This is a genomic window from Streptomyces sp. NRRL WC-3549 (assembly GCF_000721935.1).
In the GTDB taxonomy this organism is placed as follows: Bacteria; Actinomycetota; Actinomycetes; order Streptomycetales; family Streptomycetaceae; genus Streptomyces.
Window position 1 is genome coordinate 40,752 of sequence record NZ_KL585420.1, and the last position, 13,401, is coordinate 54,152.

Below are 13,401 nucleotides of genomic sequence, written 5' to 3' on the forward strand. Positions count from 1 at the left end.
CCGCCAGCGGATGACCTGCGGGTCGTAGACGTTCCACTCCTCGGTGGGCAGCACGGTGACGCCGACCCGGCGGCGGGAGGCGACCAGGTGCATCGACTCCAGGACGCGGATCACCTCGCGGACGACCGTGCGGGAGACCTCGAAGCGCTGGGCGAGCTCGTCGGTGCGTAGGACGCACCCCGGGGGGAATTCGCCGGAGGAGATCTCCAGACCCAGGGCGTCCAGCACGTGTGTATGCAGCCCCTGGCTCCGTGCGGTCATGGCCACAGCCTACGATGCGGACCGGAACCAGAAAAAGTAAGACGTTTACATCACATCCTCTTGAATAAGTCGTACGTAATAGGTTTCAGTAGCGCGACGGACCGATGTCGAAGAAGACAGCGAGGCACCAATGAGCACCCCCCACGTCGTCGTGGTGATGGGCGTGGCAGGGACCGGCAAGACCACGATCGGCCCCCTGCTCGCCGCCGAACTCGGCGTTCCCTACGCCGAGGGCGACGACTTCCATCCACCCGCCAACATCGCCAAGATGTCGGCCGGTACACCGCTGGGGGACGCCGACCGGTGGCCCTGGCTGGACGCGATCGGCCAGTGGGCCCACAGCAGGGCGGGGCTCGGCGGGGTCGTCAGCAGCTCCGCGCTCAAGCGCGCCTACCGCGACCGGCTGCGGGCCGAGGCGCCCGGTGCCGTCTTCCTCCATCTGACCGGCGACCGCGCCCTCATCGAACGCCGGATGGCCGGCCGCAAGGGCCACTTCATGCCGACCGCGCTGCTCGACTCCCAGTTCGCCACCCTGCAGCCGCTGCAGGAGGACGAGGCGGGCGTCCGGGTGGACGTGTCCGGCACCCCTGAGGAAATAACCGACCGGGCCGTCGCCGCGCTGCGCCGGCTCGAGAACTAAGGATCACCACCGTGACCGGTCTCAGCGTCGAGATCCTGGCAGCGGATGCCGTCGAACCCATCACGTCGGCAGGCAACGCGCAGCTGGGCATCGCCGTACTGGCGGGCATCGCCGTCATCGTCCTGCTCATCACGAAGCTCAAGGTCCACGCGTTCCTCGCGCTGACCATCGGCTCGCTCGCCCTCGGCTCCTTCGCCGGGGCCGCGCCCGCCAAGACGATCGCCAGCTTCACCGCGGGCCTCGGTTCGACCGTCGCCGGCGTCGGTGTACTCATCGCGCTCGGCGCGATCCTGGGCAAGCTGCTCGCCGACTCCGGCGGCGCGGACCAGGTCGTCGACACGATCCTCGCCAAGGCGAGCGGGCGGGTGATGCCGTGGGCGATGGTGCTGATCGCCTCGATCATCGGACTTCCGCTGTTCTTCGAGGTCGGGATCGTGCTGCTGATCCCGGTGGTACTGCTGGTCGCCAAGCGCGGCAACTACTCCCTGATGCGCATCGGCATCCCGGCCCTGGCCGGCCTGTCCGTGATGCACGGGCTGATCCCGCCGCACCCCGGACCGCTGGTCGCGATCGACGCGCTCGGCGCCAACCTGGGCGTCACCCTGGCGCTCGGCGTCCTGGTGGCCGTTCCGACCGTGATCATCGCGGGGCCGGTCTTCTCCCGGTACGCCGCCCGCTGGGTGGACATCGAGGCGCCGGAGAGGATGATCCCGCAGCGCCCGTCCGAGACCCTGGACCGGCGTCCGAGCTTCGGCGCGACCCTGGCGACGATCCTGCTGCCGGTCGTGCTGATGCTGGTCAAGGCGCTGGTCGACATCGTGGTGGACGACCCCGCGAACGGCGTCCAGAAGGTCACCGACGTCATCGGCTCGCCGCTGATCGCCCTCCTGGCGGCCGTCCTGGTCGGCATGTTCACGCTGGGCCGGGCGGCCGGGTTCACCAGGGGACGCCTCTCCACCACCGTCGAGAAGTCGCTCGCCCCGATCGCGGGCGTCCTGCTGATCGTCGGCGCGGGCGGCGGATTCAAGCAGACGCTCATCGACGCCGGTGTCGGCGAGATGATCCTGGACTTCTCCAAGGACTGGTCGATTCCCGCACTGCTGCTCGGCTGGCTGATCGCGGTCGCGATCCGGCTGGCGACGGGCTCGGCGACGGTGGCCACCATCTCGGCGGCCGGTCTGGTCGCCCCGCTGGCCGCGGACATGTCCACGCCGGAGGCGGCGCTGCTGGTCCTCGCCGTCGGCGCGGGTTCGCTCTTCTTCAGCCACGTCAACGACGCGGGGTTCTGGCTGGTGAAGGAGTACTTCGGCATGGACGTCGGGCAGACCGTCAAGACCTGGTCGGTGATGGAGACGATCATCTCCGTGGTCTCGCTGGTCTTCATCCTGCTGCTGTCGTTGCTGTGGTGACCCGGTAGCCGGTACGCCACGGAACGCACCTCACCCGCGGTCCCCTGTACGGGGCCGCGGGTGAGGTGCGTGAGGGGCCGGGTCAGTGGGGGGCGGTGCCGGTGTCCTCCGCCGCCTTCTCCAGCTGGAAGGCCTCGTTGCCGAGCCCGATCCGGGCGTGCACCTCCGGCTTGGTGGAGCGCAGCACCGCGCCGTACACGAGACCGCCGACGAGGGCGAGGACGATGACGCCGGGCAGCAGCCAGTTCAGTACGGAGCCGGGGCCCGAGCCGACCAGGACGTCGAAGTCCCGGACGGTGAAGACGGCGATCGACAGCAGGGCGATCCCGGCGAGCGCGGAGCAGACGAGCCGGGCGGCCTGCGCGCGGCCGGCACCGCGGCGCACGAAGAAGGCGATGACGGCGAAGGACGCCGCGGCCATCAGGACGATCACCCCGAGCGCGCCCACGTTGCCCATCCAGGTGAACAGGTGGAGGACGGGTGCGGTGGGGTCGCCGACCGGCTTGTCGTCCGTGAGGGCGAAGGCCAGCACGACGACGGCGGACACCGCGGACTGGAGCACCGAACCGGTGGCGGGCGCGCCGCTGGTCTTGTTGGTCCGGCCGAAGGCCGCGGGCAGCAGGCCCTCGCGGCCCATCGCGAAGGCGTAGCGGGCGACCACGTTGTGGAAGCTGAGCAGCGCGGCGAACATACCGGTGACGAAGAGGACGTGCAGGACGTCGGTGAAGGTGGCGCCGAGCCGCTCCTCGGTCAGGCCGAACAGCATGCCCGGCCCCTCCTTGAGGGAGGTGTCCGCGATGAAGCCGGGGCCCGCGGCGACGGTCAGGGCCCAGGAGCTGACGGCGAGGAAGAGGGACGCGTAGCCGACGGCCAGGAACATCACCCGGGAGACGACGATCTGCGGACGGCTGGTCTCCTCGGCGTACACCGGGGCCTGTTCGAAGCCGACGAAGGCGGCGATGCAGAAGCAGAGCGCGGTGCCGAGGCCCGCGCCGGTGAGGGTCTCGGGGTTGAAGGCGTGCAGGGAAAGGCCCTCGGGGCCCGGCTTGCCGACGGCGGCGATGTCGAAGATGACGACCAGGGCGCACTCGATGACGAGCAGGACGCCCAGCACCTTGGCGTTGAGGTCGATCTTCAGCCAGCCGAGTACGCCGACGACGGCCACGGCGGCCAGGGAGGCGATCCACCACTGGAGTTCGATGTCGAGGTAGGTGGCGAAGAGCCCGGAGACCTCGAAGCCGAGGATGCCGTAGATGCCGACCTGCATGGCGCTGTAGGCGACCAGGGCGACGAGCGAGGCACCGGCGCCGGCGGTCGGGCCCAGGCCGCGGGCGATGTAGGCGTAGAAGGCGCCGGCGTTGTGGACGTGCCGGCTCATCTCCGCGTATCCGACGCTGAACAGCATCAGGACGATGCCCAGGATGACGTAGAGCAGAGGCTGCCCCACGATTCCCATGACGCCGAAGACGGTGGGCATCACCCCGGCGACGACCATGAGGGGCGCGCTGGCGGCGAGGACCGAGAGGAGCAGGCCGGGGGTGCCGAGCCGGTCCGCGCGCAGGGCGCGTTCCTCGCCCTTGTAGGTGTTGATGCCGCCGGTGCCGCGCGGTGTGTTCCCGGTGCCGGTCTCTCTCGTGTCTGTTCTGCCCGTCGACATGGCGGGGGTGGTCCCTTCGTTGGGGGCAACGTGCATCACGGGGTGCCGAGCGCGTGGTCGCGCGCGGCGAGGAACGCGGGGTAGGGGTCGCGGCCGGAGTACGACCAGGGGGCGGCGGTCGCGTGCGGGCCGATGCGGTGGAAGAGGGCCGCGGCCTCGGCGGGGCGGCCCTCGCAGACCTTGGCGTGGGCGAGGAAGTTGAGGTCGGCGCAGTGCCGGGGGTGGTCCTCGCGCTCCCATTCGAGCCACCAGTCGAAGGCCGCCTTCATCACCTGTCTGGCCCGGCGCCCGCTCCAGTGGCCCGAGGCCGCCGGGTCGTCGGACACCCCGCCCTCGGCGGCCAGGACACGGTAGCGCTCGGCGTGCGCGACGACGGGCAGGACGGCCAGCGGGGAGTCGGCGGGGGCCCGCTCGGCGGCCCAGGCGGCGAAGTCGTACACCTCGTGGAGCAGGTCGCCGCCGGAGCCCGCCTCCGCGAGACGGGCCGTCATCAGGTGGTGTGCCTGGTGGTGTTCGGGGTGCCGGGAACGGATCTGCTCGAAGTCCGCGCCGGTGTCGTCCTGGCTGCCGTGGACGCGGTCCAGGGTCATCAGGCCCAGCCAGGGCGTGGGGTCCGCCGGGTCGAGGGCCGCAGCGGCCCGGCAGGCGTCGCGGGCCCGGTCCCGTTCGGCGGTCTTGGCCTGCGGCCGCAGGGCCCGGACGACGTCGGCGCAGGCCAGCAGCGTGGTGGCGTCGGAGCTGCCCGGTTCGGCGAGCAGCCAGTCACCGGCCCAGCCGGCCGCGGACGGCACCTCGGCCAGCGCCATGACGCGGTGGCCGCGCCGGTCCCAGTCGGTGCCGGTCTCCCCTAACAGGGAGCGCACCCGGGTCCACCGGCCCTGGGCGAACTGGTGGCGTGCGTCGACGAGTTCGCTGTCGTCGAGGGCCGGGTCGAAGGCGTGGTCCGAGCGCCCTCCCCTTCGGCGGGCGCGGCCCAGGGGCGGCGGAGGCGGAGACATCCGCAGGATTCCTTTTCGACGCGACGTGCGAGCTGCTCGATGCTCTGTGCGAGCAGTTGATCGCGCACAGCAAAGCGGTAGGGAGTGCTCCACGTCAAGCGTGGTGATGCGCCAACGCCGCTCATCCGGCGCGCAGTTGACCCGTCGCACCCGAACGGCGCGGCCATCGGCGCAGCTCTTGGACCCGGTGCGGGTGGGGCCGGCGTGACGGAGGAGGAAAAGGTGACGCGTGCCACACTGCGGGCATGGAGAACAGGGAACCGCTCAAACCGCTGCTGCTCGCCTTCCCCGGACCGCTGCGCGATCAGCTGGTGGAGGCCGTGCTTCGGGGCGAGAAGGTCTCCACGACCGGACTGCTCGCGGAGTACGAGGCCGAGAGGGAGGAGCTCCCGCCGGTGGGGGAACGGTCCGCGCTCATCGACTCCGGAGGGCGTGAGGTGGCGGTGGTCGAACTGACGGAGGTACGGGTGCTCCCGCTGGGCTCGGTGGACCTGCGGCACGCCCTGGACGAGGGCGAGGGCCACGCGTCGGTCGCCGAGTGGCGGAGGGCGCACGAGGCGTTCTGGCAGAGCGCGGAGACGCGGGAGGGACTCGGGGACCCGTCGTTCACGGTGGACGACGACACGATGGTGGTGGCGGAGAGGTTCCGGGTGGTGGAGCGGAGGGAGTGACGCGGCACCGCGCGGCCCGCCCCGTGGACGACACGCACGATCCGGCGCGACGCTGCCGATGCAACCAGCGATCAGCCGGTATTAGTAGCCATGCGCCGTTAGCGCGCATAGGCCCGTTTCCGGGCTCTTGGTCGGGAACCGAGTGGAGGTTGCAATGCTCCTCAGCCTGCAGGAGAGAGAGCGCCTGATGATCTATACGGCGGCCAAGCTCGCCGAGGAGCGCAGGAGCAGGGGGCTGAAGCTGAATCTGCCCGAGGCCACCGCCCTGATCTCCTGGCAGCTGCTCGAAGGCGCCAGGGAGGGCCGCACCAAGGCCGACCTGCAGGACGCGGGGCGCGAGTTGCTGCACCGGGACGAGGTGATGGACGGCGTACCCGAGATGCTGATCCAGGTGCAGGTCGAGGCGACGTTCCCCGACGGCACGAAACTGATCGCGGTACAGGAGCCGATCCAGTGAGCGAACGCCAGGAACGCCCCGGTACGGGCCAGAGCCTCGTCCCCGGGTCCGGCAAGGGCCAGACGAGCGCGTTGGTGCAGCCCGGCGCCGAGAGCACACCGGAACCGGGGACCCCCGGTCAGATCATCTACGGGGAAGGGCCGGTCGTCATCAACGCGGGCCGCCCCGTGACCAGGATCTCCGTGGTGAACGCGGCCGACCGCCCCGTCACCGTCGGCTCGCACTACCACTTCGCGGAGACGAACCCGGCGCTGCGGTTCGACCGCGAACTCGCCTGGGGGCGCCGGCTGAACATCATCGCGGGCGGCATGCAGCGCTTCGACCCGGGCGCCACCGTGGAGGTCGAACTCATCCCGCTGGCAGGCCGGCGCATCGTCCGCGGACTGCGCCGCGAGTGTGGAGGTTCCCTCGATGGCTGAGATCGACCGCAAGCAGTACGTGGCCTCGCTCGGGCCCACCACGGGTGACCGGCTCCGGCTGGCCGACACCGACCTGTTGATCGAGATCGAGAAGGACCACTGCGTCGGCGGGGACGAGACGGTCTTCGGCGGGGGCAAGTCCGGGCGCGAGTCGCAGGGCCAGTCCCACGCCACCCGGGCGGAGGGCACTCCCGACCTGGTGATCTGCGGGGCGGTGATCCTTGACCACTGGGGCGTCGTGAAGGCCGACGTCGGTATCCGCGACGGCAGGATCGTGGCCGTCGGGAAGTGCGGCAACCCGGACATCATGGACGGAGTCCACCCCGATCTGGTCGTCGGCCCCTCGACCGAGATGGTCAACGCCAGCGGGCTGATCCTGACGGCGGGCACCATCGACACGCATGTGCACCTGGTCTCCCCCGACATGTCCGTGGTGGCGTTGGAATCCGGCACCACCACCCTGGTCGGCGGGGGCACCGGCCCGACCGACGGCTCCAAGGCGGCTCTGGCCACCCCCGGCGGCTGGTGGGTCGAACGGATGCTGGAGGGGCTCGACCAGTGGCCGGTGAACGTACTCATGCTCGGACGCGGCACCACCGTCTCCGAGGAGGCCCTGTGGGAACAGCTCCGTTCCGGTCTGGGCGGCTTCAAGTGCCACGAGGACTGGGGCGCCACTCCGGCGGCGATCGACACCGCGCTCACGGTCGCGGAGGCCGCCGGCGTCCAGGTGGCCATCCACAGCGACACCCTCAACGAAGCCGGTTTCGTCGAGGACCTGCTGCGGACGGTCGACGGCCGCAACTTCCACGCCTTCCACACCGAAGGGGCCGGCGGGGGCCACGCCCCGGACATCATCCGGATCGCCGGTGAACCCTACGTCCTGCCCTCCTCCACCACCCCCACCCGGCCCTTCACCGTCAACACCGCCGACGAGCAGCTCGACCTCTGCCTGATCGCCCATCACCTCAACCCGCAGGTCCGCGAGGAGCTCGCGTTCGCCGAGAGCCGGGTACGGGCCTCGACCATGGCGGCCGAGGACATCCTGCAGGACATGGGTGCCATCTCGGCGATGTCGTCCGACGCCCAGGCGATGGGCCGGCTGGGCGAGGTGGTGCGCCGGACCTGGCAGACCGCGCACCTCATGAAGAAGCTGCGCGGCCGGCTGCCCGGGGACGTCCGTGCGGACAACAACCGGGCCCGCCGCTACGTGGCGAAGTACACCATCGTCCCCGCGCTCATCCACGGGCTCGAGGCCGAGGTGGGTTCCGTCGAGGCGGGGAAACTCGCCGACCTGGTCCTGTGGGAACCCGCGCTGTTCGGAGTACGCCCGACCGCCGTCTACAAGGGCGGCATGGCGGCCATGGCCATGCTCGGCGACCCGAACGGCGCCGTCCCCACCCCGCAACCGGTGCTGCCCCGGCTCGGATACAACGTGCACACCCGGGCCGCGGCGGCGACCAGTGTGGCGTTCGTGGCCCCGGCCGCCATCGAGGACGGGCTGGCCGACCGGCTGGACGTCCACCGCAGGCTCGTGCCGGTGAGCAACATGCGCGGCCGGTCCAAGGCCGATCTGCCGGAGAACGACGCCCTGCCGCACATCGAGGTCGATCCGGAGACCTTCACCGTGCACATCGACGGGCAGCTGGTCGACCACGAGCCGGCGCGCGAACTGCCCATGGCCCAGCGTTACTTCCTCTTTTGAACGCCCACGAGGCCGCGGTCGTCGCGGCAGAGGCGGGCGACGCCCCGGGCCAGGCCCCGCCCGGCCTCCCCGGGCTCGCCGCGCTGCTGATGCTGGCGGACGGACGCTTCCCCTCGGGCAGCCACGAGATGTGTATAAGAGACAGGAGGCGTTCCTCCGGGGCCGGGTCGCCACCAGCGGGGTGATCGCCGCGGCCTTCGCCGCGGCGGCGTGCGCCGGGGCAGGTGCCGGGCCCCGGCTGGCGGAGCTCGACGCCGAGCTCGAGGCCCGTACCCCCGCTCCGGCGCTGCGGGCCGCGTCGCGCAAGCTCGGACGCCAGCTGCTGCGTACCGCCCGCGCGGCCCGTCCCGATCCGCGGCTGGACGCGCTCGCCGCGGCCTGGCCCCGAGGGCCGCACCAGCCGCTCGTACTCGGGGTGACCGCACGGGTCTTCGCGCTGGACCCGCGCGGCGCGGCCACGGCGGCCCTGCACGACGCCGTGGCCGGGCCCGCCACCTCGGCGGTCCGGCTGCTGGGGCTCGACCCCTTCGAAGTGCAGGCCGTGCTGGCCGGGCTCACGCCCCGTCTGGACCAGCTCGCCCGCAAGGCCGCCGATGACGCCGGGAAGCCGGGGGCGGATCTTCCCTCGCCGTGCTCCCCGTTGCTCGACATCTCAGCCCAACACCACGCCACCTGGGAGGTGCGTCTCTTTGCGTCCTGATCAGCACACAGCCGAGAACGTTGTCCACAGCCATCCGCACCCCGGTCCCGAGGCGGACCGGAAGCCCCGTCCGCCGGGCCGGCCGTTGCGGATCGGGCTCGGCGGGCCGGTGGGGTCCGGGAAGACGGCCCTCGTGGCGGCGCTCTGCCGGTCCCTGGGGTCCGAGTTCGAGATGGCCGTGGTCACCAACGACATCTACACCACGGAGGACGCCGACTTCCTGCTGCGCAACGGAGTGCTGCCCGAGGAGCGCGTACGCGCGGTGGAGACCGGCTGCTGTCCCCACACCGCCATCCGCGACGACATCTCGGCCAACCTGGAGGCCATCGAGGAGTTGGAGCGCAGCCTGCCCCCGCTCGACATCGTTCTCGTCGAGAGCGGCGGTGACAACCTCACCGCCACCTTCAGCCGCGGCCTGATCCACCACCAGATCTTCGTCGTCGACGTCGCGGGCGGTGACAAGGTGCCGCGCAAGGGCGGACCCGGTGTCACCACCTCCGACCTGCTGGTGGTCAACAAGACCGATCTCGCCGACCAGGTGAGCGCCGATCTGTCGGTGATGGAGCGCGACGCGAAGGAGAAGCGCGGCGACCTCCCCGTCGTCTTCCTCTCCCTGGTCGAGGACCCGCGGGCGCGCGAGGTCACCGCCTGGGTCCGTGACCGCCTGTCCGAATCCGGGAGCTGACGGGCACCATGGCGCATCAGGCATCGGCCCGGCTCGTCACCGAGCGGGCCGCCGCTCCGGGCGGCGTACGGACCCGGATCCGCGTGCTGCGTTCGGGCTGGCCCCTGATGCTGCGCACCACCTCGCTCCTCGGTCCCGGACCGCTCACCTCGTGGGCGTCCCGGGACGTCCCCGCCGCCGGGGTCCACCTGACGGCGGGGGCGGCGGGGCCGCTCGGCGGCGACCGCCTGAGACTGGAGGTGGAGGTGGGGGAAGGCAGCTCGCTGATGCTCGGCGAAGTCGCGCCCACGCTGCTGCTGCCCGGCCGCACCGGCGAGGAGTCCCGCCTCGACGTCCGCATCCGGGTCGGGGCCGGTGCGACCCTGGTGTGGCGTCCGGAACTGGCGATCGCGGCGCGCGCGTGCCGTCATACGACCGACACCCGCGTCACCCTGGAGGACGGCGCACGGCTCCTGCTGCGCGAAGAGGCCCTCTTCGGCCGAGAGGGCGAACCGTCCGGTGGCTACCGCCAGCGGCTCCGGATCACCGCGCCCGGCGGCCCGCTCCACGACCAGGAGCTCCGCGTCGGCCCGGGGGCTCCGGGCTGGGACGGTCCCGCCGTCACCGCCGGCCACCGCGCAGCCGGGACCCTGCTCCTCGTGGACCCCGGTGTGCCGGGCACGGCCGAGACCTGTGCGCGCCACCCCGACACGGCCCAGATGGCACTCCCCGGCCGGGCCGTCCTGTTCAGCGCACTGACACCCGACACATCGGTAGCCGTGGCCCCCGCCGCCGCCGAAGCCCGCCGCCTCGCCCGCCGCGTAGACACCGGCCAGCGGGGTGCCGTCGGCCGTCAGGACCCGGGAGGAGAGGTCCGTCTCCAGCCCGCCCAGGGACTTGCGGGTCAGGATGTTGAGCCGTACGGCGATCAGCGGTCCGGCCGCCGGGTCCAGGATGCGGTGGGGCCTCGCCGTGCGGATCAGCTTGTCGCCCAGGTAGGTGCGGGCTCCTCGGATCGCCGTGATCTGGAGGTCCTTGGTGAAGGGGTTGGCGATCTCCCGGTCGCGGGCGGTGATCTCGCGGCGCAGCTCGTCCTCGTCGATCAGCGCTTCGCCGGTGAGCGCGTTCATGCCCCGCACCAGCGCGCCGAGGTCCTTCTCGACGACGAAGTCCGCGCCCTGGTCCATGAACGCCTGCACCGGCGCGGGTACGTCGGCGCGCGCCCGGCCGATCACGCCCCGGACCGACTTGCCGGTCAGGTCGGGGTTCTGTTCGGAGCCGGAGAGGGCGAACTCCTTGCCGATGATCTTCCGGTCGAGGACGAACCAGGTGTAGCCGTGTCCGGACCGCATGATGTGTTCGAGGGTGCCCAGGGTGTCGAAGCCGGGGAAGAGCGGGACCGGGAGCCGCTTGCCGCGGGCGTCCAGCCAGAGGGAGGACGGGCCGGGCAGGATCCGGATGCCGTGCCGGGCCCAGACCGGGTTCCAGTTCTCGATGCCCTCGGTGTAGTGCCACATCCGGTCCCGGTTGATGTGGTTGGCGCCCGCCCCCTCGGCGATGCCCAGCATCAGGCCGTCCACGTGGGCCGGGACGCCGGAGAGCATCTTCGCGGGCGGGGTGCCCAGGCGCTCGGGCCACTGCGCACGCACGAGCTCGTGGTTGCCGCCGATGCCCCCGGAGGTGACGATCACGGCCTGGGCCCTGAGCTCGAAGGCCCCCGCGACCTCGCGGCTGCTGGCCGTCCCCCGGGCGGCGCCGCTCGGTTCGAGTACCTCGCCGGTGACGGTGTCGACCACGCCCGCCGTGCGGCCCAGGCCGGTCACCCGGTGCCGGAACCTGAGCCGGACGAGGCCCTTCGCCACCCCCTGGCGCACCCTGCGCTCGAAGGGGGCGACGATCCCGGGGCCGGTGCCCCAGGTGATGTGGAACCGGGGTACGGAGTTCCCGTGGCCGCCCGCGTCGTAACCGCCGCGCTCCGCCCAGCCCACGACGGGGAAGATCCGCAGCCCCTGGGCGTGCAGCCAGGACCGCTTCTCACCGGCCGCGAAGTCGACGTACGCCTCGGCCCACTTCCGCGGCCAGTGGTCCTCCTCGCGGTCGAAGCCGGCGGTGCCGTACCAGTCCTGAAGGGCGAGCGCGTGGCTGTCCTTGATCCGCATCCGGCGCTGCTCGGGCGAGTCGACGAGGAAGAGGCCGCCGAAGGACCAGTGCGCCTGGCCGCCGACGGACTGCTCGGGCTCCTGGTCGAGCAGGATCACCGTGCGGCCCGCGTCGACCAGTTCGGCGGTGGCGACCAGACCCGCGAGTCCCGCCCCGATCACGATCACGTCAGCGTCGTACGCCATGGGTTTCGTCCTCCGGGGGCGGTGCGGGAGCGGTGCCTGAGTCGGTGCGGGAGCGGTGCGGGCGGCCGTACGGGAGAGGTGCGGGCGCGCGGGACGGCGGCGGGCGCCAAGTTACTCGTGCGTCAGGTCAGATCTTCGGCACCCCCCGTTCCCACGTCAACCGTTCCGCCGGGACGGCCTCACGGATCTCGTACGTCCCCGGGGCTATCGTCGGAACGTGTCCTTGCTGGTCGTCCTGTTCTCCGTCGGCGCCGCGTGTTGTCTGGGCCTCGGTTTCGTCCTGCAACAGGCGGCGGCCCGCACCGCGCCGCCCGGCGACTTCCTCTCTCCCCGGTTGCTGCTCGACCTCATGCGGGTGCCGAGCTGGCTGGCCGGTATCGCCCTGATGATCTGCGGCATGGTCCTCGGCGCCCTCGCCCTGGGCCGCGGCGAGGTGTCGGTCGTCGAGCCGCTGATGGCCACCAATCTGCTGTTCGCCATGGGCCTGTCACGCTGGCTCACCGGCCAGCGGCTCGGCCGGCAGGGCTGGGGCGGGCTCTGGCTGCTGGCCTGCGGCGTCGCCGTGTTCCTGCTGGCGGGGCAGCCGAGCGGCGGGCAGGAGGTGACGGAGCCCCTGCGGCGCTGGCTGGTGATCGGTGTGGTGGCCGGGCTCTCGTTGCTCCTGACCGCGTCCGCCCGGCACCGGCGCGCGCCCTGGACCCCCGCGGTGCTCGGCCTGGCGGGCGGACTGCTGTACGGGCTGCAGGACGCCCTGACGCGGGTCTGCGGACTGCGGCTGAGCGACGAGGGTTGGGTCTCGCTGTTCACCAGCTGGGAGCCGTACGCGCTCGTCGTGATGGGCGTGACCAGTCTGATCATGGTCCAGAGCGCCTTCGAGGCGGGACCGCTACGGGTCTCCCTGCCCCCGCTGACCGCCGCGCAGCCGCTCGCCGGCATCGTCTGCGGGATCGGGTTCCTCGGCGACCACGTGCGGACCGACGCGGTGGCCCTGACCTGGCAGTGCGTCGGGCTCGCCGCGATCGTGACGGGCATCGTGATGCTCGGGCGGCACCCGGCGATGCCGCCCGGGAAGACCGGTGACGCACACGGCTCCACGGCCGTTTCCGGGGTGGGGTTGAATGAGGATCATGAATCCGGCTGACGAGATCCTGGACATCGTCGACGAGAACGACGAGGTCGTCGGGCAGGCACCGCGCGGTGAGGCGACCGCGCGCCGGCTGCGCCACCGCTGCGTCTTCATCGAGGCACGCGACCCGGAGGGCCGGATCTTCGTGCACCGCAGAACGCCCACGAAACTGGTCTTCCCCTCCCACTACGACATGTTCGTCGGCGGGGTCGTGGGCGCGGGTGAGGCGTGCGACGACGCGGCCCTGCGCGAGGCCGAGGAGGAACTGGGCGTCCCCGGCCTCCCCCGTCCCGAACGGCTGTTCACGTTCCTCTACGAGAGTGCCGAGCACACCTGGTGGTCGTACGTGTAC

12 protein-coding genes and 3 pseudogenes are annotated in these 13,401 nt (G+C 71.8%); 11 read left to right on the plus strand and 4 right to left on the minus strand.

Annotated features, from left to right (window positions below):
* A partial coding sequence (locus IH13_RS0124675; protein WP_037842252.1) for a FadR/GntR family transcriptional regulator occupies positions 1-261 on the minus strand: 261 nt, incomplete at its 3' end.
* Positions 262-391: 130 nt separating this feature from the next.
* On the opposite strand from IH13_RS0124675, the gene IH13_RS0124680 reads away from it, so the two are divergent.
* Entirely contained in the window at positions 392-901 is a 510-nt protein-coding gene (locus IH13_RS0124680) for a gluconokinase (RefSeq protein ID WP_031087965.1), read from the plus strand.
* Between the two features lie 11 nt (positions 902-912).
* Positions 913-2,310: a GntP family permease gene (locus IH13_RS0124685; RefSeq protein ID WP_031087967.1), complete on the plus strand. Its 1,398-nt coding sequence runs from the start codon at positions 913-915 to the stop codon at positions 2,308-2,310.
* An 82-nt stretch (positions 2,311-2,392) separates the two neighbouring features.
* Here the strand turns inward: IH13_RS0124685 and IH13_RS0124690 are convergent, their stop codons facing one another.
* Positions 2,393-3,967, minus strand: coding sequence for an APC family permease (locus IH13_RS0124690; RefSeq protein ID WP_031087968.1), 1,575 nt, complete (start codon positions 3,965-3,967; stop codon positions 2,393-2,395).
* A 35-nt stretch (positions 3,968-4,002) separates the two neighbouring features.
* A complete protein-coding gene (locus IH13_RS0124695) occupies positions 4,003-4,965 on the minus strand; it encodes a hypothetical protein (RefSeq protein ID WP_031087969.1) in 963 nt (320 codons plus the stop codon).
* A gap of 245 nt (positions 4,966-5,210) precedes the next feature.
* Between IH13_RS0124695 and IH13_RS0124700 the strand changes: the two genes are divergently transcribed.
* The 7 genes and pseudogenes from IH13_RS0124700 to IH13_RS41175 form a co-directional block, all read left to right on the plus strand.
* Positions 5,211-5,636 carry an ASCH domain-containing protein gene (locus tag IH13_RS0124700; protein ID WP_031087971.1) on the plus strand — a complete coding sequence of 142 codons (426 nt, stop codon included), beginning with the start codon at positions 5,211-5,213 and terminating at the stop codon, positions 5,634-5,636.
* 154 nt (positions 5,637-5,790) lie between these two features.
* Positions 5,791-6,093, plus strand: a complete 303-nt coding sequence (locus IH13_RS0124705; RefSeq protein WP_031087973.1) for an urease subunit gamma — start codon at positions 5,791-5,793, stop codon at positions 6,091-6,093.
* A gap of 74 nt (positions 6,094-6,167) precedes the next feature.
* Positions 6,168-6,512: an urease subunit beta gene (locus IH13_RS0124710; RefSeq protein ID WP_051835914.1), complete on the plus strand. Its 345-nt coding sequence runs from the start codon at positions 6,168-6,170 to the stop codon at positions 6,510-6,512.
* Positions 6,505-8,214 (plus strand): urease subunit alpha, encoded by a 1,710-nt coding sequence (locus IH13_RS0124715; protein WP_031087977.1) that lies wholly within the window; start codon positions 6,505-6,507, stop codon positions 8,212-8,214. Before IH13_RS0124710 ends, IH13_RS0124715 begins: the two co-directional genes overlap by 8 nt.
* An 89-nt stretch (positions 8,215-8,303) precedes the next feature.
* Positions 8,304-8,914: pseudogene (locus IH13_RS38305) on the plus strand (urease accessory protein UreF).
* Positions 8,904-9,599 (plus strand): urease accessory protein UreG, encoded by a 696-nt coding sequence (gene ureG / locus IH13_RS41170; RefSeq protein ID WP_420713393.1) that lies wholly within the window; start codon positions 8,904-8,906, stop codon positions 9,597-9,599. Before IH13_RS38305 ends, ureG begins: the two are co-directional and overlap by 11 nt.
* Positions 9,600-9,706: 107 nt before the next feature.
* A pseudogene (locus tag IH13_RS41175) lies at positions 9,707-10,225 on the plus strand (urease accessory protein UreD); the annotation flags it as partial.
* A gap of 123 nt (positions 10,226-10,348) precedes the next feature.
* Here the strand turns inward: IH13_RS41175 and IH13_RS0124730 are convergent.
* Positions 10,349-11,923 (minus strand): annotated as a pseudogene (locus IH13_RS0124730) (FAD-binding dehydrogenase); the annotation flags it as partial.
* A gap of 217 nt (positions 11,924-12,140) precedes the next feature.
* Here IH13_RS0124730 and IH13_RS0124735 point away from each other — a divergent pair.
* Positions 12,141-13,064 carry a DMT family transporter gene (locus IH13_RS0124735; RefSeq protein WP_031087982.1) on the plus strand — a complete coding sequence of 308 codons (924 nt, stop codon included), beginning with the start codon at positions 12,141-12,143 and terminating at the stop codon, positions 13,062-13,064.
* On the plus strand, positions 13,051-13,401 hold a 351-nt coding region (locus IH13_RS0124740; protein WP_031087984.1), incomplete at its 3' end, for an NUDIX domain-containing protein. The genes IH13_RS0124735 and IH13_RS0124740, both read left to right, overlap by 14 nt.